Origin of the sequence: Leptonema illini DSM 21528 (assembly GCF_000243335.1) — a bacterium.
GTDB classification, from domain to species: domain Bacteria; phylum Spirochaetota; class Leptospiria; order Leptospirales; family Leptonemataceae; genus Leptonema; species Leptonema illini.
In genome coordinates this window covers 3,179,306-3,205,330 of the sequence record NZ_JH597773.1, presented here as the reverse complement: position 1 = coordinate 3,205,330, position 26,025 = coordinate 3,179,306, and the positions used below count along the sequence as shown (strand labels likewise).

Here is a 26,025-nt window from a genome sequence, read left to right as displayed (position 1 = left end):
CATGCGCTCTGGAATCGGTGCTGGGGTGAGAGGCTATGGCGTTGTGCAGCCAGTAGAGGAGAATTGAATGAAGCGATATATGCTCCGGATGGTAGCTCCACTGTTGATCCTCCACCTCTCAAGCTGTGATGTGCGCGAGATCCTGCCGAACGATCTCTCAGATCCGGAGCATGCTCGCTATGTGGCGAGTGGAGATAAGGATAAGGATCGGCGGCAGTTTGAGGCGTATATCTTCATCTGCAACGATCTCTTACAGCCGTATTTTGAAGACAAATACGCCCGTTGTCTTCTTGATCCGGAAGAAACGCCGAGCAGTTGCAATACGGCGGTATTTGATTTCGGTACTGTCGTGAACTGTGCATCGGGGCTTGTGGACTATCACCCTGGAGCAAGACCCTATGAGTTCAATGATTGGGATTCTCTCTAAGAAAAAGCTACCAGATGCATGCCACCGATCTGAAGCATGCACTCTGGAATCGGTGCTGGTGGTAAGGAGCCATGGCGCTGTGCAGCCCGTATAGGAGAATTGAATGAAACGATATACCCACCTCATTGCATTGTCTCTGTTGATGCTTTTTTCCTCAAGCTGCGATTTTCTGCCCAATGACCTGTTAAATCCGGCGCATGCTCGTTATGTGGCGAGTGGAGATAAGGCGAAGGATCGGCGGCAGTTTCATGCGTATATCATCATCTGTAATGATCTGCTACAGCCGTATTTTGATGCAAACTATGCTGAGTGTATACTAAAGAGTTCACAGTCTGTCTGTGCAAATTCTCAAGGAAGATTTATGGGCATTGTAGCCTGCGCGGCTGCCCTTGTGGATTATCATCCCGGTGCTCGTAGTGATGAGTTTAATAATTCCGAGTCCTATTGAGGTAAGCAATGCAGAGATTTCCAAGACTATGTCCCAGTGATAGTTAGACTTTGAGGCGGGACCCACTGAATGCATCCTATGCCGAGATCCGCTCGTCAATCTTTTTATCCAGGAAGGTGTTTAAGAACTCATGGATATGAGTGTAGGCCCGCACCTTACGGAATTGTTCCTCCTGTGATAGCAGGAGACTGCCGACCCATCGGAGCACCTGGTCTGTCTGAGGCCTTGATCGTTTAACCCGGTTGAGCTGAGACCTGGGATTCGAGAATGCCGAATCGATCAGATTGGTTGTGTAGAAGGATGTTCTCAACTTCGGCGGCATGTTGATGCGATGCAGCGTTAACAATGCTTCAAAGCCCTCCTGAAGGCTCTGAGAGGCGCTGTAGCTGATGGATTCGAGCCATGATAGCACGGACCGCATTTCGCTTGCGACATCTTCGTAACTGTTCGCACTGAATGCCTGCTTGTATCTCTTGCAGAATTCTGCATGATACTTCCGTGGGAGTTTTGCAAGGACATTCCTCTGTTTATGAAGGTAGCAGAGTTGAATTTCAGCTCTGCTACCGAAGAATTCTCTGGCCGCTTTTTCGAGAGCCTTTGATCCATCCATGACGACAAGCACACGATCTGTGAAGCGGATATCACGGCTCTCAATCGATTGAAGAACGCTGAGTGCGCTATCAGCATTCTCCGTAGACCCCTCAGAAATGCCCAGAAAGTGCTTGTTTCCGGCCGTATCGACTCCGAGCGCAACGATTACGACAGAGCCGCCGAATACGATGCCATCAAGAACAATACACCAGAATGTCTGATCGGGAAACCTGCGCGAATTCAAATGATTGAGCGACTCACGGCTGGACTTCACAAACTCCCGCGAAACCGCACTCCGCGAAAGGCCGAGAGAGGCTTCTGTCTTTCTCAGCGTCTTTTCATAGTTCCGGGTGCTGATGCCCGCCAGCATCAGGCGCTCAACATGCTCGCGAAGATCAGAGCGATCCTGAAGGATCTCATATCGCTCCAGCTTCACCTCCTTGCCGTTACGTCGAGCTCTGGGCCTCTGGATGGCCACCCTTTCTCCATCGAGCACAATGGAACCTCGCTGGCTGCCGCCTCGATGAGCAAATCCACGGCCTCTCTTATGCTCCCCTGTCTTGCCGCATAACGTTTCGATTTCTTCGAGAATCAAAGCTCCTACGTAACCGAGTGCAAATTCGCGCACTCGAGCATCGAGGCTGGTTCGAATATAATCCCGAAAACCTTCGGCCGTAAGGCTTTGTGTTTGACTGGTTTCTGCCCGTTCGTTCTTCTTCATATGGAACCCTCCGTAAGGGAATGTGGTGTTTGGCCCATTTTGGGCCAGGGTTCCGCCTTTTCAAACTCTAACTAAATTCGGGACATAATCATTTCCAATCTACCTGATGTGCGGCGCTCTTGCGGCCTTACTCCTCTCAAGATGCGACGTGCGCGAGATCCTGCCGAACGATCTCTCAGATCCTGCGCACGCTCGTTATGTGGCGAGTGGCGAAAAAGCAAGGGATCGTAGAGAGTGGCAGGCCGCTTTTTGGGTTTGCATATCAGTTACCGAGCCGATCATTGACGCAATTCATGAAGAATGTTTAACCTTGCCCGGGAATACGGCGAGTTCCTGTACGGCTTCAGAGAGGGGCGGGCTTTCTCACATGGCGGCCGCTATGAGTTGTGCGGATGGCTGGGTTGGTTCGGATGAATTTTCGCCTTCGTTCGAATCCCTCTGATGGAAGATGAAGATTTCAGTTCTGGATTCTTAATGTTGAGATGTCAAGAGTCTGCGGAAAATTGATATTGGCGCGCATGAGTATTGAAAGAGAAGTTATGAAGCAAAGTGCAGGCAAGGCGTTGCGTTTACAGAGGAGGGCAGGGGATGATAAAGCGAATTATACCTGATCGTAAAACGCTCTGGATGATCGAGGCGATGACGCAGTTTGCCCCGTGCCTCTCTGGCCGTTACGGGCTTTGCCCTGCTGCTGCGTCTGTATGCCGGACTTTCTCGCTCGCTTGGTTTTGCTCTGATCGCAACGTTAGCCGAGCTGATAACGCCTCATCTGTTTGAATGGCGCTGGAGTTTCTTGATAGCGTCCGAGAATCGCCTCGCGCAACTTGCCTCCGTCGCAGGCGTTCATGGTTAGATGCGTCGCTCCGGGTAACTGAGCGAACGCCCATTGAACGCCCGTCAGGGAGCGCAAACGCCGTCGTATTCAAAGGCGCCGATACTTGCAAAGCCGTCCGCACCCGGCCTGCCCGCTGCCGTAATGTCGACGGGCGTATCGGGCGGTAGCGCCGCTCCCTGTGTGAGCCCGCAGGGTGAAGTCGTGCCGTAGCGATAGTTCAGGGCGGCAGGATTAACAAAATTCGGAGTCAGACTTACGTTTCCGTCGAAGGCTCCGCCCGGATCGACGAGGTCATGGGTGTTCAGCGTCGGGACGTCGGTGATAGCCCCCACTACGGAATCGAAGTACAGCGTGGAGCAGCCGTGGAAGTTGTTGCGGATGGAGGTCCAGCTGAAGGGTCGGCACGCCGCCCGACTCCGTCATGCAGGAGCTGGCTGCACCGCGTGCCTCGATATGATTCGACCGGATCTTCACAAGCGTATCGGCGGGCGTAACGATGATGCCATGCGAAGAGCTTGAAGCGGCCGTCCCCGCTACAATCGTATTATGAAAGATGCCCGTCGTACTTCCCGTGCCTGCCAGCTGGATGCCGCCTGCCTCGTTAACTGCTCCGCCAAGAATGATATTGTTGGCGATGAACTTCGAGCCCGTTACTCCGAAGAGAAAAACGGCCGTGCCTGTGGCAAGGGCGTTTGAACCGCCGACGATGACGTTGTTCTCGACGTTGACGGCGGCGTCGGCCGTAAGATAGAGCCCGACGGAGTTGTTGGGCGAGGAACCGCCTTCTATTACGTTCGCATAGATGTTGATCAGGCACGGGGCGCCTGCGATGAGCAGGCCCTGACTGTCGTTGTCGCCCGATCCGCCGCGCAGACGGTTTGCCAGAATCACCGGACATCCCAGCGTCTGCATCGCGGCTGAAGAATCTGATCCTGTGCCGGCGACGATATCAAAGCCGCTGATGCGCGTCGTCCCCGTTATTGTGGCATCGGCCGTAACGGTGGAGCATGTGGCAGGGTTAACCGCCGCGCAGCCCGAACGTGTCAGCACCGAGCCGAAGCTGCCCGGATTCCTCGTCGAGAAATCGGTGGAGTAACTTCCATAGAGCGATACGTTTGCTCGCAATCTGTAGGCGGCGGCCTGCGAGTAGGTTCCGTTTGTGACAAGCACGGCGCACGATGTTGCGCAGGGCAGAGCATCCAGTTGATCGATGGCATTCTGTAGATCGGGCATGGGCGTTGCGGCCGTGAGTCCGTCGTTCAGGCCCGACGCTCCTGCGCGAACGTAACGCACGGTGGACGGGTCAAAGACATCCCAGAGGCGGCTTGTCGTCGTAACGACGGTGCCGTCTGTGGTTTCGCAGTTCATAACGAGAAGCGTGCGGCCTGTGCCCGCGGACCACGGGCCTGTCAGCGTCACGGTATCATCGGTAAGACTGCTGCTACTCCAGCTTACGGTCGGTGCGCCGACCGTTCCGAGAAAAGTACATGTCGCCTGGTTCATGCTGCGATTAAACGAATCGTAATCGTCTGGCTGCTGAGCAGCGCCTCTGGAGCCGGTGTGATCGACGTTATGGCCGGAGCCGCGGGCGGGACTTCCGCAGCCTGCGAGAAGCTGAACAGGCTGAAGATTGAGGAATCCGGAGCGCTATCGAGCGAGGGAAGACAGCTTGCCGCGCTTAAAAGTGCCAGTATCGCAATAGAAAAGGTGCGCATAAATTACTCTGAGTCTGCCCGCGAAGCAGGAATAGTCCTTTGACGAAATCAGACAACTGTCGGTTTTCCCTTTTTCAAAATAAGCACGCCTGCTCGCAGCACCTCGCCTTTTTTAGACAGGCCTATGCCAGAATCAGCGCTGACGCTTTACAAGCAACTTCCTTCGCATGCAAGCCTTGATGCCTACTTTCGAAGCGGTGGAATTCCCGTTCCGCATACCTGGTGGGTGGCCGCCACCGATGTGCAGAATTCCACGGCGGCGATTGCAGCCGGTCGGTACAAAGACGTCAACGTCGCCGGCGGGCTTGCCCTCGTGGCCGCTGCAAACGCTCTAAACGACTTCGAATTTCCGTTTTTGTTCGGAGGGGACGGCGTGCTCTTTCTCATTCCGCCTGATGCTGTTGATACGATGCGTGATGTGCTTGCCGATACGGTCGCCTCGGTGCGCGAATGGTTTGCCCTGGATCTGCGCGCCGCCCTCATTCCGGTGCAGGCTCTATATAATGAAGGCTTTGCGTTTCGCATGGCCCGTCAGGTGATCTCGCCGTACTATACGCAGGCCATACTCGAAGGGGATGCGCTCGACGAGATCGATCGGCTGTTGAAGCATGACGATCGCTACAGGCTGGGGGACGAAGGGTTAACCGGCAAAGCCGATTTTACGGGATTCACCTGTCGCTGGCAGGATATCCCTTCACCGGCCGGAGAGGTGCTGACGCTGATCGTTCGAGGCGACAGCGCGGCGATCAGCGATGTGCTTGCTGCGATAGAAAAAACCTACGGACCCGAATCCAGTCATCGGCCCGTTCGCGAGGAGCTGCTTTCGCTTGATGATACGGGAGCAAACGTGGCGAAAGAGGCCATCGTCGCAGGCAGAGGCCAGACAGGCGGCCTGACTCGCCTGAAAATTGCCATGGAGATGTTCATTACGGGACTGGCGATGAGGTTCCGTATTCCGTTGCGCGCCTTTCACTATGATCTGGCCCGATTGAAAGAGTACCAGGTAATCTCCTCGGATTATAAGAAGTATGACGGTACGTTGAAGATCGTGCTATCGGGAACGTCCGACTCCCGAACCGCCCTGCTTGGTTATCTTGATGATCTGTATCGCTCGGGTCGCATCCAATACGGAGCCCACGTATCAGATCGGGCCATCATGACCTGCCTTCTGCATTCGGGCAGCGGGCGCGACGTGCATTTCGTCGACGGAGCGGATGGCGGTTATACGCTTGCAGCCATCGCCCTCAAGAAGCAGCTGCTCGAAAAAAAAGAGGCGTCCGGCTAACCGGACGCCACAGGTCACAGGATCTAAAGCCTGTCCGCCGGTGGAGCGGACAACCTCATGAGTCGAAACGGGAGAGTCGCTTATCAATGAATTCTCGCACCTCCTTCTGCTGTTCGGCGTTCAGCTGCGAGTAGAATTCGGTGAGACGGTCGATCTGCTTTTCGAAAAGCTTCGGATGCTTCTGCATTCCTTCTTTCGCGAAAGCCGATACCTTTTTCATGTCGGGTGCGGCGGCGCTCAGTTCGGCCTTGATCTTGCCGGCCGTTTCTTTGCGCTCTTTTTTCAAGGCCTCCAGATCGGCCTTCATCTCGGCGCGCATGCGATCGTAGTAGGCCTGTTGCTCGGCGTTCAGGTCGAGTGAAGCGACCTTTCTATCCATGCCTTTCAAGAAATAGTCCGAGCGATCTTTGCCCGCAAACGGACGTCCGCAGGCGATCAGGCCTACAAGAATGAATACCGTGCCGGCAATCAGCGCGGCCTTTTTTATGTGACTCTTTATCATCGGGTCCTCCCATGATTTACGATTGATCTTCGTCCTTCGAGAAAGAAGACTCAGCTTTTCATCAGTATCAGGTGTTCGAATCGGCAAACTTCGAATAAGGCAAGAGTAGCGAAAAAGAGTTCACGAAGTATGTTCGATGTATGAGCGAATATCGTGAATAAGTAAAAATACGTTAAACGTCGGATTCAAAGGCGAAGCCGCCTGAAAAAACGGTATACGGCCAGAAAATGTCCTGCGTTCTTTGCCTGATCATGTCGAAGAAAATTCTCGTAATCGATGACGACCGAAAGCTGGGCGAGCTGGTAAGCGAATACCTGAGCGGATACGACTTCGAAATCCGCGTCGCCCTCGACGGTAAAGAAGGCCGTCGATTGCTGGAATCCTTTATTCCCGATCTGCTCGTTCTTGACGTCATGCTTCCAGGCGAGAGCGGCCTTGATATTCTGCGAGAGATCCGTACGACGAAAAGCGTGCCCGTACTTGTGCTGACGGCCCGCGGCGAAGAAGAGGACCGTATCGTCGGTCTGGAGCTCGGCGCCGACGATTATCTGGCGAAGCCCTTTCATCCGCGGGAGCTGCTTGCTCGCATACGCGCCATCCTCAGACGCACAAATGGAGATATGACGGCAAAGACGAAAACGATCGAGCTTGCCGGCCTGCGCCTCATGCCCGAGAGCTACCGCGTCGTCGCCGGCAATCAGGACCTCGGTCTTTCGGGGGCGGAGTTTGGAATTCTACGCGCTCTTATGGAAAACGCCGGCCGCGTACTCGGCCGCGACGAACTGATGAACCTCTCGCGCGGGCGCGATCATCTGGCCTTTGATCGCAGCATCGACGTGCATATCAGCTCGATTCGTAAGAAGCTGCGCGAAAGCGGCGCCTTTACGGGAGAAATCCGCACCGTCTGGGGGGCGGGCTATCTGTTCACCGTCGAGGCCGAGAAGTGAAAGGCGGCCTGTACGCGAAGGTTCTGATCGCCCTCGTCGTCGCCGTACTCACGACGACGCTTTCGGCAAGCATCGTATTCCGGTTGATGCAGTTAACCGATGTGCCCGATCGTTTTGAAAAGCTCGGCCGGGCCCATGCCTTTATCCTGTCTGAGGTCGTCGTCGACAAATGGATTCAGGGAGGTCCGGCGACGCTCAATCCGTTTCTTGAAGGCATGGCAAAGGCGCTGGATGCGCGTTTGCGCCTGATCGGGCCTGACGGCACGATACTCGCCTCTTCGTCTAACGGATCAGACGAATCCTGTCAGGGAAGCGAGAAGGATCTGGGTAACTTTCGTATCAAGCATGACTGGCGTCGCAGCATCCTCATGCTAACGATTCCCATCATGAAGCCTCCGCTTACCGGTTCGCATATACAGCTTGTCATCGACCGCACCGACGAAGGAGCGGGCCCGCTGCAGCGTTTCTTAACGGCGATGTTGATCACCGGCGCCATACTCGCCCTGATGGCCATTCCGCTCAGCCGCAAGCTCACCTCTCCGCTGAAAGAATTGCGCGAGTCGGCGCATCATATCGCCGAAGGCGATCTGTCGAGCAGGGCCGATGTGCGATCGCACGACGAGATCGGAGCGCTGGCAAAAGACTTTAACCGGATGGCGGAGCGCGTGCAGGCGATGGTCATGGCGTCACGTCATCTGCTTGCTCATGTATCGCATGAGCTTCGATCGCCTCTGGCGCGTATACGCATTCTTGCCGGTATGATCGAGGATGAACCGAATTCGCCGCAGACGCCGGCACGTGCAAACTCCATGCAGCTTGAGATCGAAGATATGGATCGCCTCATCGGCGCCATCCTCGATTTCTCGCGAGCGGGAATGCTGCGCGAGCAGCCCGTCGAAACACTTGACCTTGCCGAAGAGCTGCATCTGATGTTGAAACGTCAGGACCCTCTGTTTCGCGAGAAAAATATCGAACTGGAAGTCGCCGCCCCCGAATCGGGAACGCGTCTGCCCGTGCGCCGACAGGCCCTGCGAACGCTGCTCGGAGTCCTTCTGGATAACGCGGCGCGATTCGCTCCGGATTCTTCGCAGGTGAAGGTCTGGCTTTACGGTACGCAGATCACGATAGAGAACGGATACGTCCGTAAAGAAGGCGATGAGTCGACGCCCGAAGAGCTGATGAAGCCTTTTCATCGCGCCTCCGACGTTCCCGGTTACGGGCTCGGTCTTGCGCAGGCGAAGGCGGCCGCCGACGCCCTCGGAGCCACGCTCACCATCGAACGGGATGCGACGCGCTTTCGCGTGACGATCGGTTTGCCGTTGACGGTAACGGCGAAGAAGCGGCGATGATTTCGCCTTGACCCTCGTCTGGAATACGCTTTCTTCAGCCTGTGTCAGTTATTCAGGATACCTATGTAGTGCCTCCGGAGCTGGAAGAGGCCGTAATGGTCGCCGAGATCACCGGTCGTCCGCTTCTATTAAAAGGTGAGCCAGGAACAGGGAAAACACTTCTTGCAAGAGCCATCGCCGATCGTCGAAAGTGGCCGATTTACTCCTGGCATGTAAAATCGACGACCCAGGCAAAAGAGGGCCTCTATGACTATGATGCCGTATCGCGATTGAACGACTCGCGCTTCGATGAGAACATAGAACGTGTGCGCAATATCGAGAACTATATTCGCATGGGTGCTCTCGGCGAGGCCTTTGAAAACGAGGGTCCGTCCATCGTGTTGATCGATGAGATTGATAAGGCCGATCCGGAATTTCCGAACGATCTTCTGCTCGAACTCGACCAGATGGAATTCCTTATCGTCGAGACGGGGCGTCGTGTCGTTGCGAAAAGGCGACCGCTGACGATCATCACGTCGAATAACGAAAAGGAATTGCCCGACGCCTTCCTGCGACGCTGCATCTTTCATTATATCGACTTCCCATCTCCCGATTTCATGCGCGTCATTCTGCGCTCCCACTTTCCTGATATTGAGAAAGAACTGATGGACGGAGCGTTAACTGCCTTCTATCGGCTGCGCGATACGCGAGACTTACGAAAGAAGCCGTCCACTTCAGAGCTTATCGACTGGATTCAGATTCTGCTTCATCAGGGCGGCCTCGGTGCGGGGCAGGGGACCGGTTCCGGAGGCGTCGTACCATATATAGGGGCGCTGATTAAAAACGAAGAGGATCTTCGCCGCCTTCAGGGACGATAGAGAATCGCACGGGAAGCTATGTTCTTCGATTTCTTTTATGAGCTGCGTAAGCACCGCATTCCGGTCAGCACGGGCGAGTACCTTGACCTGATGCAGGCCCTGCGCGGATACGCCCGGCGGGATATGTCCGTTACGCCCGAGCGTTTTTATCTGATTTCGCGAGCGACTCTCGTCAAAGACGTGCGCTTCTATGACGCCTTTGATCTTGTGTTTGCCCGTATGTTCTCGGGGCAGATCGGCGCCGGCGATGACCCTTTTCGGCAGGCCATCGAACAATGGCTGCAGAGGGCTGCTGAGTTAACCGAACGTCCCGGTGAAGCCCCTCATTTTTCACCGGATGAGCTGTGGAAACAGCTTGAAGAGAGGCTCAAAGGACAGAAAGAGAGGCATGACGGCGGTACTAAATGGATCGGAACAAAAGGCAAATCTCCCTTCGGCCATTCAGGAGTGAATCCGGCCGGAGTGCGTATCGGCGGCGATGAAAGACAGCCGGGCAATCGTAGCGCCATCGATTCGCTCGGAGAGCGGCGTTACCGTGAATATCGCGATGATGAAAGGTTAAGCGTGCGGCAGTTTCAGATCGCATTGCGTCGTCTGCGAGATCTTCGTCGCGAAGGAAGGCCACAGTTCTCGATTCCCGAGAGCGTCAGACGTACGGCCGATAACGCCGGAGATCCCGAAGCCGTATTCGTAAAGTCGAGAAAGAACCGATTACGCCTTCTGCTTCTTATGGATGTGGGCGGAAGTATGTCGCCGCATGCCGCACTTGTGAGCCGGCTGTTTTCAGCCGCTTCTAAGACGAACCACTTCGGACACTTCAAGCATTATTATTTTCATAACGTCGTGTATGATTACCTCTTTGAAGACGCAGGCTTTTCAAAGATGATCACGATCGATGAGTTCTGTCGCAAATACGACGACGAGACGCGGCTGCTTTATGTCGGCGACGCCTGTATGAGCCCGTATGAGCTCTTTGATAAACGTCATGCCTTCTTTGAATATTATTATCGAGCCGGTCAGACGGATGAAGAGACGTTGCGACAGAAGCAGCAAAACGTACTGAACGGTTACGAAAGATTGAAATACTTGCTGGCCCGCTTTCCGCGTACGGCATGGCTGAACCCTGATCCTCCGCACACCTGGCACCATGAAACTGTGCAGGCCATCGCCGATCTGATGCCGATGTTTCCACTCACGCTTGATGGATTACGTCGCGCTGTTCATTCGCTGACTGCGATCGGTCGTTGATCGACAGAAACTTCGACTATTCTAAGTAAATGGGCATCCGAGATTACGGATGTTTTTTGTCTGGATTTTCCTTTTTTTCCTTTCCAGATCACGTCCCATTGGCTATAACCGCTGAGCAGGTTCCACCGAGTAATTCATGATACCTTCCTCAGAAGAATGTCCGTGCCTTTCTGCTCTTCCTCGTCCGGCCTGCTTGCTTGACGAAAAGAGCGTGATCACATGCGTTAACGGCGCCTTTCAGTCCTTCTTTGCCTTCACGCAAGCCGGTGTTTCGATTGTGGAAGCGGTAAAGTGGGATGACGGCTCTACGTTGCTCGAGGCGATTCGCGGGGGAAACCCGACAATAGTTCATGGATTCACCGACCTTTGCGGCAGTCATCGCTCCGTAACCGTTCACGGAACTCCGACGGCGCAGGGGATGCTCTGCGTCTTTCATGACGTGGAGAGTATGCGCCGTCTTTCTGAAAGCGCCTCGCTTGTGCTGCCCGCCGTCGATCAGATTCAAGAAGGCATATTGATCACCGACGCCGGCGGTCGCATTCTCTATGTGAATGCCGCCTTTGAATTGCAGTCAGGATGGAAGGCCGAGCAGATCGTCGGTCAATCCCCTTCGATTCTGAAATCGGGTACGCATTCTGATTCGTTTTACGGCGAGATGTGGAACAGGCTGCTTTCGGGGCACGCCTATCGCGGCGAGATGCAGAATCGCCGTAAAGACGGTACCATCTATAATGTCGAAAAGGTGATCACGCCCATTTTCGACGAAAACGGACGGATCAGTCATTTCGTTTCGACGGACAGAGACGTCACCGAAGAGCGGTTAACGCAGCGACGCCTGATGGAAAGCGAAACGAAATTCCGCACGATTTTCGAACGCTCGCCGCTTGGCATCGCCGTAACCGATAACCCGGGGCACATCACCGACGCCAACTCGGAATTTCTTCGCATGCTTGGAATGAACATCAATGAGCTTCGCGGACGACACCTGAAAGAAATCACATTTGCCGACGACGTCGCCGAGAACGAGCGTATTATCGAGCTTGTGCGCGAGGAGCCTTTGCCGGGTTATGAGCTGCGCAAGAGATATGTGCGCAAAGACGGCAGCGATTTCTGGGCACGAACCGTCGTCGCCGTCGTGCGTGATGAGATGCGGCGACCGTTCATGAAGCTCGGTATTATCGAAGATATAACCGAACGGGTACAGGCCGAAGAGGCGTTGTCGCGCGCCTACAGCGAGCTGGAAGATCTGCGAAACGCTCTCGAACGCGTCTCTCTCTTTGCCATGATGGAAAACGACGGTACTCTGCTGCGCGTGAACGACGCCTTCTGTGAGTTCTTCGGTCGCGAAAAATCCGACCTGATCGGGAAGCCCGTCTACAGGCTTGTTACCGAGAAACGCAGCGCTCGCATCTTTCTGCGGGCTTTGAGCGAATACCGTCGCAAGGAAATCTTTCGCGAAGAGATTCCGCTGAAAGCGGCAAGCGGACCTCAAAAATGGTTCGATTCGACGCTCATGCCGCTTCAGGATGAAACGGGAAAGGCTCGCGGAGCGGCGTGGATCATGTTTGATGTCAGCGATCGCAAGCAGGCCGAAGAGGCGCTCGTTCATCAGGCGATGCATGATACGCTGACCGATCTTCCGAATCGCAGCCTCTTTTCGGACCGTCTGCGACAGGCCTTGCTGCGTGCGAACCGGTTGAACGAGAAGGTAGCCGTACTCTTCGTCGATATCGATCGATTCAAATTTGTGAACGATACGTTCGGTCATGCTCACGGCGACCTGATACTTGTGGCCGCGGCCCGGCGCATTCAGAGCGCATTGCGTCCTGACGATACGGTGAGCCGTCAGGGCGGCGACGAATTTATGGTGCTTCTGCCGGGACTCGGCAAGAACGATCACGCCGCATCCGTAGCCGAAAAGGTGCTCGCTTCGTTTGAAGCGCCCTTTGCCGTCAATGATACGGAGCTGACGATCGGAGCAAGCATCGGCATCGCCCTGTATCCGGACGATGCAAGCGAGCCCGACGATCTTTTAAGACTGGCCGACATGGCGCTTTACAGGGCGAAAGAAGAAGGGCGAGGAAGATATGTCTTCTACAATGCAGCGCAGTTGAAACAGAGCAGAGATCGTTTCGAGAAAGAGGGACAGATACGTCAGGCCGTTCGCGAATGGCAGTTTGTTCCGTATTTTCAGCCGCGCGTGCATGCGCATAGCGGTCGCATGATAGCGGTCGAAGCTCTCATTAGATGGATGCATCCGGTGCACGGAGTTCTTTTTCCCGATGCCTTTATTCCCATCGCCGAAGAAACGGGCCTCATCTATGGGCTCGGCGAGGGCGTGTTTCGCGATGCCGTGCGGTCTTACAGTCAGTGGAAGCACGTCTTCCCCGAAGGTTTCGTATTCTCGGTGAATCTTTCAGCGAAGCAATTTTATCAGGTTGGATTGCTTGAGAAGCTGCGAGATACGGTGCATCAGGCCGGTCTGCAAGCGCGCAGCTTCGAGCTTGAGATCACGGAATCGACCGTTATGAATCTTGATCAGAAAACGTTAACCGTCCTGCATGATTTACGCAGAGAAGGTTTTCGCATCGCTCTGGATGACTTCGGAACGGGTTATTCATCGCTTACCTATCTGGAGCGCCTTCCCGTCGATACGATCAAGATCGATCGATCGTTTGTAACGGGCCTCGCCGATTCGCCGCGCAAGAGGCATCTCGTTCAGGCCATGATTATGATCGCGAAGGCCCTTGATTTATCCGTGGTCGCCGAAGGCGTGGAGCGGCGCGAAGAGCTTGATCTGCTTCTCGAACTTGGCTGCGAGGAGGTGCAGGGTTACCTGTTCGGCATGCCGCAGCCTGCCGAGGCCCTTTTCGGCGCCCTCTTAGAATGAAGGCGCCTGAAAGGCCGAAATCTTCCACCTGGCGTCCGATAGTCACCGCCAGTGCGACAGTAAATCGCGGCAGAGACATCAGCCGAAGTGGCAGATGTAATGCATCGTCTCGATAATCTCGATATCGAAAGAGCTGTGTCCCGGCACGTCAAAGAACTCGCCCTTCTGGTATTCCTTCCAGTCCGTCTCGCCGGCAAGGCGCACGCGGCACTGGCCTTCGATGACGTCCATGCGTTCGGGTTCTTCGGTATTGAAATGATGCGTCGCCGGGAACATCACCCCGGCCGTCTTTTTCTTCCAGTCTTCTGAGTAGAAGGTGTGGCTGACGCACTTGCCGCCGTCATAGATATTCGCCTTCGGAACAAGGCGAACGTTATCAAAATGTTCCATTCTGAAGTGGCAGTTCGTAGAGAGTGCCCGGGCCTGCAATCGCAAATTGGTCGGGGAGGGCGTACATGATGATTCGACTTGACTCGTTTCGGGCTGACTGGCATTGTATGGCTATGGAGACCGTCAACGGTGCGCAGACAGAGCAGTAATCCCCGGCGCAGGCTCTGTGATCAGAGTAACTACGGAGCTGATTATCTGAACGGGCTGGCGGAACGTGTTCGCTACACGGGCAGCGCTCACCATAAAAAGAACCCTGTCGAGTACGGTTTCTCTCGCATGGAGCCGCGGCCTGAAAAATCAATCTGTGATGTAAACAGAAGACTCGCGCCTCGTGAAGCGGCCAGCCTGTTGAAAGCCGGAATCCAGATGTGTATGATGAGCGAACCCGATGGCACGGGCTTTCCAAAGTTCATCTGGGCCGTTAATAATGAAGGGGAAGTTTTCGAAGCGAAAACCGATAGAAATGGTTCGGGGTGCTACCATGGGTATCCGCTCGACAGCGAAGATGAAATGAGCATTGTTGTCCAGGCCGAATGGAGAAGGAGATGTCAGTGAGTTTCGATATTGAGCCGGATTGGGTTGCCGTGGACGCTGGCGAACCTGAAGAGCGGATCGCCAGCGCTGCCGTGAAAATCATTCTGGATGGGCGCAATTGCACGGAGGGCCTTGATGTCCTTACGGGCGCTTCACGGCAGGCCCCGCTACTTTCGGCGTATCACCTCGCCGAATGGTTGGCCTGGAACTGGTGGCGAATCCGTTATGAGCCAAGATGGAAAGATCTGAGCGGCAACTCTGCGGACTTCACAGGCTGGAATATGGCTCATTCAATGAGGAATATTGGCGGTGGCTATATCTGGCCCGATATTACGCTCTATTCCGACGGCAAATATGTCAGCATTGTGGCGAAATCTACGCCTTTGAACCCTGTCTTTCGTTATCTGAATGATGTCTCACGTGCCATTGAAGGGGGAACGTTTGAGCATTCGATAGACCACTTTATCGAGGTGGTGCTTACTCGTTTGCGAGAGGCCGGCCATAAGCAGACGAATCTCCGTGCAATGTGGCATGAATTAAAGAATGAGCGTGAAGAACCGAGCCTTTCCTTACGACGTAAACTGGAGGCATTGAGCGGTCTGGACCCCGATGAGCTTGGCGATGAGCAATGGATTCTATGGCAAGCAGAAGTAAACGCGGAGGGCCCTGCCGCGTTTGAAGAAGTCGTAGCGAATCAAGCCTACTGCAGGCGAATTGAATTCTTTGAGGAACTCAAAGAGAAAAGCCGTCGGATCGGTGCGGAATGCAATCCGCTTGCCACGGTAGAGTCAGTTGGTCTGGATACTGGGAGTATGGAAGCATACCAGAAAGGAGAGAGGCTGGCTACGCAACTCAGGTCGCAGCTCTCGGTATCATCCGTCATATCGGACAATGAGTTGGGTGATCTGGTCGGCGCTTCGGCCTCTGTTTTTGGAAACGGCCCCTCGCTCTCAGACAGGAATACCGGTATGAGTTTTGCTTTGATAGAGAATAGTTCGGCAGGCCGTATTGTTTTTCGATCGCCATATCGCACGAGTAAGAGGTTTGAGGCAGCTCGATTACTCTGTGATCGCCTTGCCTACCCATCAGATTGGTTGCATCCGGCGACGCAGGCCTATACATATCGTCAGAAGCTACAGCGTGCTTTCGCCGCCGAGCTTTTGTGCCCTTATCATGAGATGATCGGTAATCTTGACGGTGATTATTCAGACGAAGCCATACAGAGGGAGGCTGATCATTTTGGGGTATCGCCGCTCATGGTCAGCACTCAACTCACCAATCACGGAATACTGTCTCGGGAGGAACTGCAACGAACTGCGTGAACCACCAATACCGCACCCGCGGCTCTTGCGCTGTCAGGTGCGGAACTTCTCGACGAGCTTCGTCATCTCGCCGGCGTCGGAGTCGACATCGACGGCGCGCTCCAGCACATGCGTGGAGTGACGGGCGCTGCGCTGTACTGCGTCGTTAATACTGGCGATGGCCTTTGTGATTTCGAGGATGGCCGACTTCTGTTCGATTGAAGATTGCTCGATGCCCGTCGCTCGTTTCAGCAGATCGCCGGCGCTTGCGTTCACCATATCTTTGATTCGATCTTCTTCTGGAATCAGAGCGGAGATCTCGAGCACGCTTCGCGAGATGTTGCCGACGCTTTCGATGACATCGTTGATGGTCTGCACCGTCGTGCGGATCGTCGCCGAACCGCGTTCGATTCTCTCTCCATTTTCTTTGATCAGATTGCCGATATCGTTGATGCTGCTGTTCGTCTGGTCGGCCAGACGGCTGACCTCCTGGGCGACGACGGCAAATCCCCGGCCTGCTTCGCCGGCTCTTGCCGCCTCGATGGCGGCGTTCAGCGAAAGCAGGTTGATTCGCTCGGCGATTTCTTCAATGATCATGATGATGTCGTCGACCAGGGCCGAGCTCTGCTGGATGTTTGAGATCGTTTCAAGGATGCTCTGCATGCCCTGTCGGCCTTCATTCGCCTGTTCCGTCGTTTGATCGGTTAACGACGATGTTCGGTTTATGAGCGAAGTCACCTGACCGAGAATAGACGAGAGTCGGTCCATGCTCTTCATCAGATCGTGCGTCGCCTGCACCGTTCCCTCGACTGAAAAAGCGACCTGATCGGCCGAGGCAGATATCTCTTCCATCGTAGCCGAGATCTCTTCCATAGTGGCCGCTTCGGCCTGCATATCACGGCCGAAATGCTCCGAGGAACTTTTCAGGTCGCCTGCCGACGATGCCTGTCGGCCGGCGAGGCGTCGCGCCTCAAGAACGATATCGCGAATGCGCCCGACAAAGCGATTGAAGGCGGCGGCAAGCACCGATAGATCGCGATCGGGCAAATCCTCTGTGAGCCTTGATGTGAGATCGCCCTGTCCGTCGGCGATTTCGTTCATGCGGCTTCCGATCTCGCGCAACGGTCGTATAATGGAACCGATGAGCAGAAAGGTCAGGGCGACGCTCGTAACGATGAGAACGGCGACGATTCCGGTCGTTACGTTTCGCTGCATGACGAACCCGTCGATGCGTTTGTTCAATAAGATGACCAGAAGCTGCGACGTTGTAATGTAAAAATCGACGATGCCGGTGATCGCCTCACGCCGCGCTTTCTCAAAGGCCGCCCTTCCCGCCCTATCGGCCTTCTCTTCTAACAGAAGAAATTCCAGCCGGTTCCGGAAGGCGTCCATACGAGTGCTGAATTTTCCGTGGGCGGCTATCATCGCCGGTCGCAGCTCGGGGTTATACTCGAAGATCGTCTGTTGCGAATGCAGGATGCCCTGTAGCTGTTCTTCGAGAAGGCTTTCCTGGAGAAGCAGCTGCTCGCGCTCCGAATCGGTGATGCTTCCGCGTGCAAGCAGCTCATCGCTTCGTTCGCTGATCTCGCCCAGACGCTTGAGAAGCAGAGGAAGGCGAATCGTCGTAATATCCATCACGTAGTAGCTATCAAGGTCAGGGTCAAGGATGAGATTGGACGTATCGCCGACGCGCGTATTCAGTTCGAGGAAACGCTGTCGTCGCTCGTCTGCTCCGGCAGCCAGCAGCAGGGGGCGAAGGGCCTGCCATAGTTCGCCGGACTTCAGCGCCTCGCTCATCTCCCGATTCAGTGCGTCCACATCTTTGAGCTCGCCCGCTTCGACGAAGCCCTGCGATTCGGCTCTGGAGAACAGTTGAAAAAGAGACCGGTTAAACTCTGCCCCCAGCAGCTCTTTTTCGGCAAATCGAATGGCAACGTTCTGCTGCCGTATCAAAAGGCCCATCAAAACCGGATACGGCAATGATAAAAGGCCGAGGATAATCAGCAGCTTTACCCGAATGCCGGTTCTGCGAAAAAAGCGCTCCATAGACGTCGTATAGGACGCCGTTCTTTTGATTCAGAAGGCAATTAAAAAAAAGACCGCTGAAAAAAACCGTGCGGCCTTTTTCGGCGGTCGTCGTCCGAGGTTAGCTATCAGGAACCCTGCCTCTCCTTGCCTCGATGGCCCTTATTAAATGAACGGGATTATTTTAAAGCGCCTGCCGGAGCCGCTTTTCCCATCGCATACCAGTCGATCTTGCGGGTCAGATACATCACAAGCGAGAGGAAGCCGAACAGGGCGATCGAACCGAGAAGCAGGGCGCTGTCTTCAGATGTCATGACGACATACAGATACGAGTAGAGCGCGGCCAGCAAGCCGGCAAGAATGCCCGCACGTTTGCGACTCCGTAGAATCACGGCGGCGTAGGCGCTGATCAGCCCCGTCGTTGCAAGTGCGGCGATCAGGTAGGCGACGACGAAGACGACATGCTCAGAGAGCGAAACGAAGAGCAGGTAGAAGACGACCATCGCCGAGCCGACCATCAAATACTGAAGCGGATGCAGCCGCAATCCCGTATAGATCTCAAAAAGAAAGAAGGCCGTAAACGTTAACAGAAGAAACAGGATACCGTATTTCGCCGCACGTTCGGATTTCTGATAGTGATCGACGGTTTGAATGAGCTGGAAGCCGAAAGAAGAGGCGCTTATGGCTCCCGATGCATCGGCCTCGGGATCGATCAGTATCTGTCCGTAGCTGCGACCGTAATAGGAAGCGTTCCATTCGGCGGTAAAATGGTTATCCGTTATCGTACGCGGTTCGGGAAGCAGCGCTCCCGTAAAACCCGGATCGCCCCATCCGCCTTCAAGCTTCACGTTCGTCGATTTACCGATCGGCGTAAACGAAAGGGACCGACTTCCAAGCAGTTGCAGATTGAACTTAAAGGGAGCCGTTCCGCCTTTTCCGTCGAGATGGATGGCGCTGTGAAGGCCTGTGGCGAAAAGCTGCGAGCGATTTGTGCCGGGAAGAAAGGACCGCCTTGCTCCATCCCATTCAAACGCAAGATCCTGCTTGATGCCGCGCGTATCGCTGATGCCGATGACGGCGAAGGCGCGATCCCAGTGTATCTTCGTGATTTCTCCTCCTGAAGCGGCCCTGAGCGACGCCTCCGTAGGCAGACGGAATACTCCCTGGACCTTTAGATTGACCGAATACAGGACGGCCTCATAGATCGAGATCTTGCGCTTCTCCGCTTCCAGCGCCCCCTCAATCTTCAGATCTTCGGGCAGAAAATAGGCCGAGCGATAGGCATACACTGGACCGTTTTTATCTCGGCTAACTACTTCCGTATAGGGAACTACGATCATGGGCCCCGAGAACGATTGTTCGTTGCCCCAGCGCGAGCTGATCTCGGCCACCGCCTCATCGTAACGGATGCTGCGTTCGTCGATCAGAGAGCGCACCATCATAAGCGGGATGAGCAGAATGAGAATCAACACGCCGATAGAAAAGATCTTCCACATGGGGGAAAAGCCGATGCGGCTTTGAAAATCTGTCATACAGTTTCTCCTTGCGTGCAGCGCTCTGGCTGCAGCGTTATATGCACAGAATTTCGAGCACTGCGTTGAGCGCAGTTTGAGCGGATTCGAAAAAGTGATGGGCGGATTGTGAGCTTTTTGTGAGTATTCTTATCGAACTCAATCCGGAAAGAGAAGCGTAGCCGTCGTCTGTCCGTTCGTGGTCACCTCGCAGCGTCCGCCGTGAAGCTCCATCACCTCTTTGACGAACGGCAGGCCGAGGCCGGTGCTCTTGCGTCCCGTTTCGGGACGCGGCAACGAATAGAAGCGCTCGAAGATGCGGTCTATCGCGTAATCGGGAATACCCGGACCATCGTCACTGACGAGCAGGGCGATCGTTCCACGGCGGCGTTCGCATGCGATGCGCACCGTCGACGATGTCGGAGCAAAATCAATGGCGTTGTGGATGAGATTCTCGACGGCCTTGCGGATCAAGAAACGTTCCCCCCTTACGATCATTTGATCGGCCTTGATGTCGAGCTTGATCTGCCGCTGCCGGGCGATCGGTTCAAGCGACACTGCGATATCGGCAAGAAGGTCGGCGACGGCGATTTCTTCGATGTCGCGCAGCTGTGAGCGATTCTCAAGCGTAGACAGATCGAGCATACGCTGGATGATCTCGTTGATACGACCGCTTTCCGTTTCGATGTGGCGCAGCATTCGCTTTCGATCCTCTTCGGTTAAATCGCTCTGCAAGATCTCGGCCGATCCGCGGATGGCGGCAAGCGGACTCTTGATCTCATGCGTCAGCGTCTGCACATAACGCTCGACGTACTGGCGGCCTTCCAGTTCTCGCCGCATCGCCTCAAAGGCACGGGCAAGCTCGCCCACCTCGCCGCTGCTTCGCGGCACAGGCAGCGGATGATCGCTCTGTAACGACTCCACATACGTTCGCAGACGCTTGATGGGCGAGGTGATCCAGATCGTAATCAAAATGGAGAAGAGAATGATGCCTCCGGCTGCCATCCATCCGGCAAGGATGAACTTACGGCGTGCCAGATCGATGAACGGCGTGACGCTATCTTTGGATTTGACGACGGTCAAGACGCCGATCACCGCATCGCCATGCCGGATCGGCGCCGAAACGAAAAGCGCTCCCGACGCGGGATCATCGGCGTCGGAACGCGAAGACCGCGCACCGTAGTCTCCGCGCAGGGTGCGGGCTACGTCGTTCCAGCGCGAGAAGTCTTCGCCGACGGATTTGCCCGTCGAATCGAAGATGACGATGCCGCGAGCGTCGGTGATATAGACGTCAAGAGAAGTGCGGGTTTTTACGAGCCCGTATATCTTCGCCGTGAATTCGCGCTCCTGCATGCGCTGAAAGGTTAACTGTAGTAGCGTCGGATCAATGCGTCCGTCACGAAGCTGCAATTCAATCTGCGAGGCAAGCAGATGCGCCGTGTCGTTCAGGCTTTCTTCAACCGCTTCAAGATAACGCGGCCGAATGTCTTTGAGGATGGAATCGATCAGAAAGTAAAAGGCGCCGACAAGGACAAAAAAAAACCGATGCTCAACCGAAGGCGAATGCTCATGCCGTTTTTTATGTTCATCGACTTCCCTCTTTGCGTTCTCTTTCGAATCGGGCGATCTCTTCGCGAAGACAGTATCCCATGCCGCGCCTTGTCTCTATGGGATCAAGGGTTGTATCGGCCTGCGCCGATCGAATCGCCGCTCTGATGTTCTTGATAACCGTATCGACGGCGCGATCAAAGCTCTCTTCGGGATCGGCCCAGACGCGATCCATGATCTGTTCTCGCGAGAAAACCTGGCCAGGATGATCAAGGAACAGCTCAAGCGTGCCGTATTCATAGGCGCTCAGATGCAGTCGTTGACCGGCATAGTGGATGACCTTTCGGCCGCGATCGATCTGAAAGGGGCCGATGATCTTCTGATGGTTCGTATGCGAATCGACAGAGGTGGAACCGGACTCTCCTGTCGGCGTCGAAGGCGTGGTGGAGATGCGTCGCAGAATGGCACGTACGCGAGCCACCAGCTCTCGCGGAGAGAAGGGCTTGACGACGTAATCGTCTGCGCCGAGCTCCAGGCCGAGCACGCGATCGATCTCTTCGGATCGCGCCGTAAGCAACATGACAGGTACAGAGGAGGCTTTACGTATTTCGCGTAAGAGGTCGAATCCGCTGCGGTCAGGCAATCCGATATCGACGATGGCAAGGCTCACATCATCTGCAAGGCGGGAAAGCGCCGCCGCTGCCGTGCCGACAGAGACGGCCGTGAAGCCATCAAGGCGCAGTGCGGTGCAGATCGTATCGGCGATGGCGGGTTCGTCTTCGACAACAAGAATGACCGAAGAAGACATAGCAGAAAGGTTGCGTCGACGGCCATGCAGTCAATCGAATTAAGACGGCGCGAAAATGGGCTTGTCAGCGCCAAAATTGTGAGCGATTCGTCTTTTTTTCCGTCAAATATAATGGTCGTCTCATAACATAGATAAAACCGACGGCAAACAAGGAAACTCAAAGGAGTTGAACTCAATGCGATGCGTGGCTCAAAAACTGACAATAATCATAGTGTTTATTCTTGCCGCTCCTCTTCTGGCCGATACGATCTATCTCGCCAACGGAACAAATATCGATGGTAAGATTGAGAATCAATCCGCCACCGACGTATTTATCAGAACGCCACAGGGGTTGCGCAAGATCTCCAAGGCGCAGATTCGCCGCATCGAATACGATAGCGCTCGGAACAAGCAAGAAGAGCTGCGTAAGCAAGAGGAATTGAGGCGACTCGAAGAGCAGCGAAAGCTTGAAGAGCAGAAACGCCAGCAATTGGAACAGCAGAAGCTGATCGAACAGCAGCGCCTGAAAGAAGAGGCCGAGCGTAAGAAGCTTGAAGAGCAGAAAAAAGCCGAGGAACTGAAGAAGGCAGAAGAACTCAAAAAGACCGAAGAGCAAAAAAAGGATCAGCAGCGCAAAGATCAGAAGCCGTCCTACCGACAGAACGACCTGAACTTTCGCGGAGGACTCGGTGTTCAGCATGTGCGGGCCGGTATTCTTGGTCTGCGCAATTCGATCACTATGATCGGCTCGGAGTTTCGCGGCGGCTTTGCCGATAGAAAGGATCGCAGCGCCGATCTCTCGCCCATGCTCGCGCTTGGCATCGGGTATAACTACGGACGATTTTTCCTTGACCTTGATGGCAGCGTTTCGCAAGGGAAGGCCAGTGGTCGTACCTATGCGCAGTTTACAGATAAGGGCAATGAATTCGCTTATCAGAGTGCCGAGCTGCATGATCCAATTCGAAGCACTGTTATCGAGCTTGCTCTGCGCGCCGACGTCTATGAGGCGGGTTACTTCCGCGTGAGACCGTTTGTCGGCGGTCGGCGGCATCTGATGGAAACAAAAACGGATTTTCGCAGTTTCGGTCTTTTCGCCAATCTGCCCGTTACTACCTGGACACAGACAGAGATCGACGGAGGTTCGACGTCGAAAGGAGTGATCGGCGGCTTCGAGTTTCTCATGCCTTTTCAATTCGGTCGCTCCTACGTAGGCATGTCGTTGTTACTCGGCTATTACTCGGGCAGAGGCGATGCCTTCATCGATGAAGAATCGAAAGCGCTCCTGAGCGTGGGCGAATTCAGACTTGATGGAATGCGTTATACGGGCGACATTGCGGTAAGAGGGCCCTACGCAGCCCTGCGTGGAAGCTATCTTGTAAACGAACGGCTTACGCTTGCTGCGGGCTTCAAGTATGAGATCTACGAATACCGATTCGTGAGCTTTGAGTTAAGCAACAAGTACAACGGTAGTTTCAATGATGTGATTCAGAATCGTATTCAGATGGCGATCTTCGGCGACTACATCTTCGATCGCACAAAAGCCCGGGAGATGATTAAGACCGTCGACTTCTCGGCGACCTACAGGCTGCCGTTGCGGTGATGGAGGCTATGAAGTCCTTCTTTTTCTACAAACCTTTTCTTTATCTGCTTCTCTTTCTTTTTGCGGAGAAGGTACTGTTGATCCCGGCTGTCCGGGAGCGGTTCACGGTGGCCAGCGGAGTGGACTTTGACGTTCATGCAATTGAGGGCGAAGAAGAATTATCGAGGAAAGATCAGAAGCAGATCTGGGTCTTTGGAACGTCGCGAAGCGTACCGTTCGGACGGACTCCGTCAGTTCGCGATATTCAGGAAACCCCCGGACTCAATCAGGAACAGCGCGAGCAGCTTGAGCGTCACCGTATCTACTCTTTTTCGCTGTCCGCATCCATTCCGGTCGTTTTTCTGCATCACTATCTTTACTTAAGGGAAAAAGGCTATCGTCCGGACCTGGTATGGATAGAGGTATCTTCCTTTGCGTTTAACGAAAACTATTCGCTGCGTCGAAGCTATATCGGCGAGGTATCGCCTGATGCGTTTATCATGCGGCACCTTGATCGTTATCCCCCTCGGTTTCTCAAAGAATGGCTCACCGCACGGCTCTTTGTCGGATCGATTTTTCCGCCGACCGTTCAGGATGATTCGACGCGCTTTATGAATAAGGCCTTCAACCCACTCGCTGTAACCAGGACATCTATGTATCGCCCTGTTGCGCGAACGCTAAGGCTGGAGAAAGACAGGTCGGCAGAGGAATTCCCCGACTTATCCTCTGATTCGAATTACCGGGCTCTTCTGCAACGGGTGTACGGAGAATGGCTTTTCAGTGATTACACCGCGGACGCTATGGCTCTCGACAGTCTGGATTACCTGATTGCGGAGCTTGAAAAAGATGGTATCCCCTTCGTGCTCTGGACTCCTCCTGTTCATCAAAATTTCACCCGGATTGAGCAGGAATCCGGCGTAGAAAGGCCGTTCACATCGATAGTGAATCGCTTGAGAAAGGGCGATCGGAGATATGTTCGGATTTCCACTGATTCTATGCAGTGCCGTCTGTTTACGGACGAGAGCCACCTGGCGGATGTATGTTATACCGAGCTTGCGGCAATTTTGATTGACAGTTCGAAATAGCGGACCACAGTGCTCCCTTCGGAGCGCCGGGCGTGCTTTTCAATTCGATCCCATTCCTGGTTTTTTTCCTGGCTCTGTATCTCCTGTACTGGAAGATTCCTCGCCTCGACATTGAAGGGCGAAAGAATCTTCTACTCATAGCTTCGCTGGTTTTTTACGGATGGTGGAGCGTTCCATTCCTGTTGCATTTCACGGGTATTGTCGCGCTCAATTATACCGTGTACTTCTTCGTGCAACGCCCGGGAAAGCTGATGTTGCGTTTCCTTTTGGCCCTGAACCTTCTGCATCTTGCCATCTTTAAATACTTTTACTTCTTGCTTGATGCCGCATCGGTTGCCCTGCCTGCCGACGTGTCGGCATTTTTGAAGCCAGGCGATGGTCTGATTCCCGAAATCATACTACCTCTCGGTATCAGCTTCTACACCTTTCAGATTCTTGCCTTTCATGTAGACCGCTATCGCGGAACGATCGACTATCATGTGAGCATGAAGGATTTCATGCTCTTCATTATGTTTTTCCCGCAGCTTGTCGCCGGTCCGATTATGCGGCACGATGAATTGCTGCCATATTTGAAGAGGCCCGTAACGCTGCGTCGCAACTGGCTTGATAAAGGCATCTTCCTCTTTCTGATTGGTGTCGCAAAGAAGGTTTTGATCGCCGATAATATATCACCGGCTATCGATCCCGTTTTTGCCAGTCCTTCTGCCTACTCTTCTGAGGCCGTTCTCACCGCCGTTTACGGGTTTGCCATTCAGATATATATGGACTTCTCTGGGTATTCCGATATGGCTCGCGGACTTGCATATGCTCTGGGTTATAGAATACCGCATAACTTTCGTGCGCCTTATTTTGCTTTAAGCTTTCGCGACTTCTGGCGTCGCTGGCATATTACTCTCTCGCAATGGTTGCGCGATTACCTCTATATTGGTCTGGGTGGGAATCGTGTATCGGCAGTCCGCAACTATTTCAATCTCTTTGCCACGATGGTTCTTGGCGGATTGTGGCATGGAGCGAACTATACCTTTATCGTCTGGGGGGCCTTGCACGGAGCCTATCTCGTCATGGAGCGCTACTTTAACCTGTATCCGAAGCCCGATGCACGGTGGCCGTCAAGATTGCTTCGCGGGTTCATCGTCTTTCATCTTGTGTTGCTTGCCTGGATATTCTTCAGAGCGCCTGACATGCAGGGGGCGTTTGATGTAATTGCAGGCTTGATAAGCAGCGAAGGAACCGGCAGAGTCAAATTTCCGTTGAGGGTGGAGTATATTCTTCTCGCGGCAATCGTGCTCCATGTATATGAATACAGAGCACGTCCCTTTCTGCGTATCTGGAAGTGGAGGGAATGGATCTTACCGGTAGCCGCCGTCGTAATCGGATTCCTTGTTATGGCCTTTACCGGAAAATCGACTCCGTTTATCTACTTTCAGTTTTGAGTTGAGAGATCGGAAAA

Annotated in this window: 23 protein-coding genes and 1 pseudogene; 14 read left to right on the top strand and 10 right to left on the bottom strand. The window is 54.2% G+C overall.

Annotated features, from left to right (window positions below):
• Window positions 1-67 precede the first annotated feature (67 nt).
• Together LEPIL_RS14635 and LEPIL_RS23040 are read left to right on the top strand one after the other, a co-directional pair.
• Window positions 68-427 carry a hypothetical protein gene (locus LEPIL_RS14635; RefSeq protein ID WP_002773568.1) on the top strand — a complete coding sequence of 120 codons (360 nt, stop codon included), beginning with the start codon at window positions 68-70 and terminating at the stop codon, window positions 425-427.
• A 103-nt stretch (window positions 428-530) separates the two neighbouring features.
• A complete protein-coding gene (locus LEPIL_RS23040; protein ID WP_002773566.1) occupies window positions 531-875 on the top strand; it encodes a hypothetical protein in 345 nt (114 codons plus the stop codon).
• Window positions 876-951: 76 nt separating this feature from the next.
• Here the strand turns inward: LEPIL_RS23040 and LEPIL_RS14630 are convergent, their stop codons facing one another.
• Window positions 952-2,187, bottom strand: coding sequence for an IS256-like element ISLil1 family transposase (locus LEPIL_RS14630; RefSeq protein WP_002771667.1), 1,236 nt, complete (start codon window positions 2,185-2,187; stop codon window positions 952-954).
• 649 nt (window positions 2,188-2,836) lie between these two features.
• Between LEPIL_RS14630 and LEPIL_RS14625 the strand changes: the two genes are divergently transcribed.
• Complete coding sequence (locus tag LEPIL_RS14625) at window positions 2,837-3,040, top strand: hypothetical protein (RefSeq protein WP_040918909.1); 204 nt, start codon at window positions 2,837-2,839, stop codon at window positions 3,038-3,040.
• A gap of 44 nt (window positions 3,041-3,084) precedes the next feature.
• Here the strand turns inward: LEPIL_RS14625 and LEPIL_RS14620 are convergent, their stop codons facing one another.
• From LEPIL_RS14620 to LEPIL_RS14610, 3 genes are read right to left on the bottom strand one after another with little or no spacing between them, the layout of a single operon-like run.
• Entirely contained in the window at window positions 3,085-3,354 is a 270-nt protein-coding gene (locus tag LEPIL_RS14620) for a hypothetical protein (RefSeq protein WP_002773565.1), read from the bottom strand.
• Window positions 3,314-4,525 carry a hypothetical protein gene (locus tag LEPIL_RS14615; RefSeq protein WP_002773563.1) on the bottom strand — a complete coding sequence of 404 codons (1,212 nt, stop codon included), beginning with the start codon at window positions 4,523-4,525 and terminating at the stop codon, window positions 3,314-3,316. Before LEPIL_RS14615 ends, LEPIL_RS14620 begins: the two co-directional genes overlap by 41 nt.
• Window positions 4,522-4,737, bottom strand: coding sequence for a hypothetical protein (locus LEPIL_RS14610; protein WP_040918906.1), 216 nt, complete (start codon window positions 4,735-4,737; stop codon window positions 4,522-4,524). The genes LEPIL_RS14615 and LEPIL_RS14610 overlap by 4 nt, the downstream gene beginning before the upstream one ends.
• Before the next feature lie 124 nt (window positions 4,738-4,861).
• Between LEPIL_RS14610 and LEPIL_RS14605 the strand changes: the two genes are divergently transcribed.
• A complete protein-coding gene (locus tag LEPIL_RS14605) occupies window positions 4,862-6,022 on the top strand; it encodes a DUF3095 family protein (RefSeq protein ID WP_002773561.1) in 1,161 nt (386 codons plus the stop codon).
• 55 nt (window positions 6,023-6,077) lie between these two features.
• Here LEPIL_RS14605 and LEPIL_RS14600 read toward each other — a convergent pair whose 3' ends face one another.
• Window positions 6,078-6,524, bottom strand: a complete 447-nt coding sequence (locus LEPIL_RS14600) for a Spy/CpxP family protein refolding chaperone (protein WP_002773556.1) — start codon at window positions 6,522-6,524, stop codon at window positions 6,078-6,080.
• Window positions 6,525-6,775: 251 nt separating this feature from the next.
• Here LEPIL_RS14600 and LEPIL_RS14595 point away from each other — a divergent pair, with 251 nt between their 5' ends.
• The 5 genes from LEPIL_RS14595 (at window position 6,776) to LEPIL_RS14575 (ending at window position 13,815) form a co-directional block, all read left to right on the top strand.
• A complete protein-coding gene (locus tag LEPIL_RS14595) occupies window positions 6,776-7,471 on the top strand; it encodes a response regulator (protein ID WP_002773554.1) in 696 nt (231 codons plus the stop codon).
• On the top strand, window positions 7,468-8,820 hold the full coding sequence (locus LEPIL_RS14590; protein WP_002773552.1) for a sensor histidine kinase: 1,353 nt from the start codon (window positions 7,468-7,470) through the stop codon (window positions 8,818-8,820). The genes LEPIL_RS14595 and LEPIL_RS14590 overlap by 4 nt, the downstream gene beginning before the upstream one ends.
• Window positions 8,821-8,861: 41 nt before the next feature.
• On the top strand, window positions 8,862-9,677 hold the full coding sequence (locus LEPIL_RS14585; protein WP_002773548.1) for an AAA family ATPase: 816 nt from the start codon (window positions 8,862-8,864) through the stop codon (window positions 9,675-9,677).
• A gap of 18 nt (window positions 9,678-9,695) precedes the next feature.
• Entirely contained in the window at window positions 9,696-10,925 is a 1,230-nt protein-coding gene (locus LEPIL_RS14580) for a VWA domain-containing protein (protein WP_002773545.1), read from the top strand.
• A 136-nt stretch (window positions 10,926-11,061) separates the two neighbouring features.
• Complete coding sequence (locus tag LEPIL_RS14575; RefSeq protein WP_002773543.1) at window positions 11,062-13,815, top strand: bifunctional diguanylate cyclase/phosphodiesterase; 2,754 nt, start codon at window positions 11,062-11,064, stop codon at window positions 13,813-13,815.
• A 78-nt stretch (window positions 13,816-13,893) separates the two neighbouring features.
• On the opposite strand, the gene LEPIL_RS14570 is transcribed toward LEPIL_RS14575, so the two are convergent.
• Complete coding sequence (locus LEPIL_RS14570) at window positions 13,894-14,205, bottom strand: pyrimidine/purine nucleoside phosphorylase (protein ID WP_002773541.1); 312 nt, start codon at window positions 14,203-14,205, stop codon at window positions 13,894-13,896.
• A gap of 129 nt (window positions 14,206-14,334) precedes the next feature.
• Between LEPIL_RS14570 and LEPIL_RS14565 the strand changes: the two genes are divergently transcribed.
• Window positions 14,335-14,760, top strand: coding sequence for a hypothetical protein (locus LEPIL_RS14565; RefSeq protein ID WP_002773539.1), 426 nt, complete (start codon window positions 14,335-14,337; stop codon window positions 14,758-14,760).
• Window positions 14,757-16,061, top strand: a complete 1,305-nt coding sequence (locus LEPIL_RS14560) for an ImmA/IrrE family metallo-endopeptidase (protein ID WP_143464616.1) — start codon at window positions 14,757-14,759, stop codon at window positions 16,059-16,061. The genes LEPIL_RS14565 and LEPIL_RS14560 overlap by 4 nt, the downstream gene beginning before the upstream one ends.
• 33 nt (window positions 16,062-16,094) lie before the next feature.
• On the opposite strand, the gene LEPIL_RS14555 is transcribed toward LEPIL_RS14560, so the two are convergent.
• The 4 genes and pseudogenes from LEPIL_RS14555 to creB all read right to left on the bottom strand — a co-directional run bounded on the left by LEPIL_RS14555 (window position 16,095) and on the right by creB (window position 21,932).
• On the bottom strand, window positions 16,095-18,086 hold the full coding sequence (locus tag LEPIL_RS14555) for a methyl-accepting chemotaxis protein (RefSeq protein WP_002773534.1): 1,992 nt from the start codon (window positions 18,084-18,086) through the stop codon (window positions 16,095-16,097).
• Between the two features lie 158 nt (window positions 18,087-18,244).
• On the bottom strand, window positions 18,245-19,597 hold the full coding sequence (gene creD / locus LEPIL_RS14550; protein WP_002773532.1) for a cell envelope integrity protein CreD: 1,353 nt from the start codon (window positions 19,595-19,597) through the stop codon (window positions 18,245-18,247).
• Window positions 19,598-19,735: 138 nt separating this feature from the next.
• Window positions 19,736-21,106 (bottom strand): annotated as a pseudogene (creC, locus tag LEPIL_RS14545) (two-component system sensor histidine kinase CreC); the annotation flags it as partial.
• Between the two features lie 55 nt (window positions 21,107-21,161).
• A complete protein-coding gene (gene creB / locus LEPIL_RS14540) occupies window positions 21,162-21,932 on the bottom strand; it encodes a two-component system response regulator CreB (protein WP_002773528.1) in 771 nt (256 codons plus the stop codon).
• A gap of 184 nt (window positions 21,933-22,116) precedes the next feature.
• On the opposite strand from creB, the gene LEPIL_RS22335 reads away from it, so the two are divergent.
• From LEPIL_RS22335 to LEPIL_RS14525, 3 genes are read left to right on the top strand one after another with little or no spacing between them, the layout of a single operon-like run.
• Window positions 22,117-23,511: a hypothetical protein gene (locus LEPIL_RS22335; protein WP_143464617.1), complete on the top strand. Its 1,395-nt coding sequence runs from the start codon at window positions 22,117-22,119 to the stop codon at window positions 23,509-23,511.
• Between the two features lie 8 nt (window positions 23,512-23,519).
• Window positions 23,520-24,575, top strand: coding sequence for a DUF1574 family protein (locus LEPIL_RS14530; protein ID WP_157135088.1), 1,056 nt, complete (start codon window positions 23,520-23,522; stop codon window positions 24,573-24,575).
• Between the two features lie 32 nt (window positions 24,576-24,607).
• Window positions 24,608-26,008, top strand: coding sequence for an MBOAT family O-acyltransferase (locus LEPIL_RS14525; RefSeq protein WP_002773524.1), 1,401 nt, complete (start codon window positions 24,608-24,610; stop codon window positions 26,006-26,008).
• The last annotated feature ends 17 nt before the right edge of the window (window positions 26,009-26,025 follow it).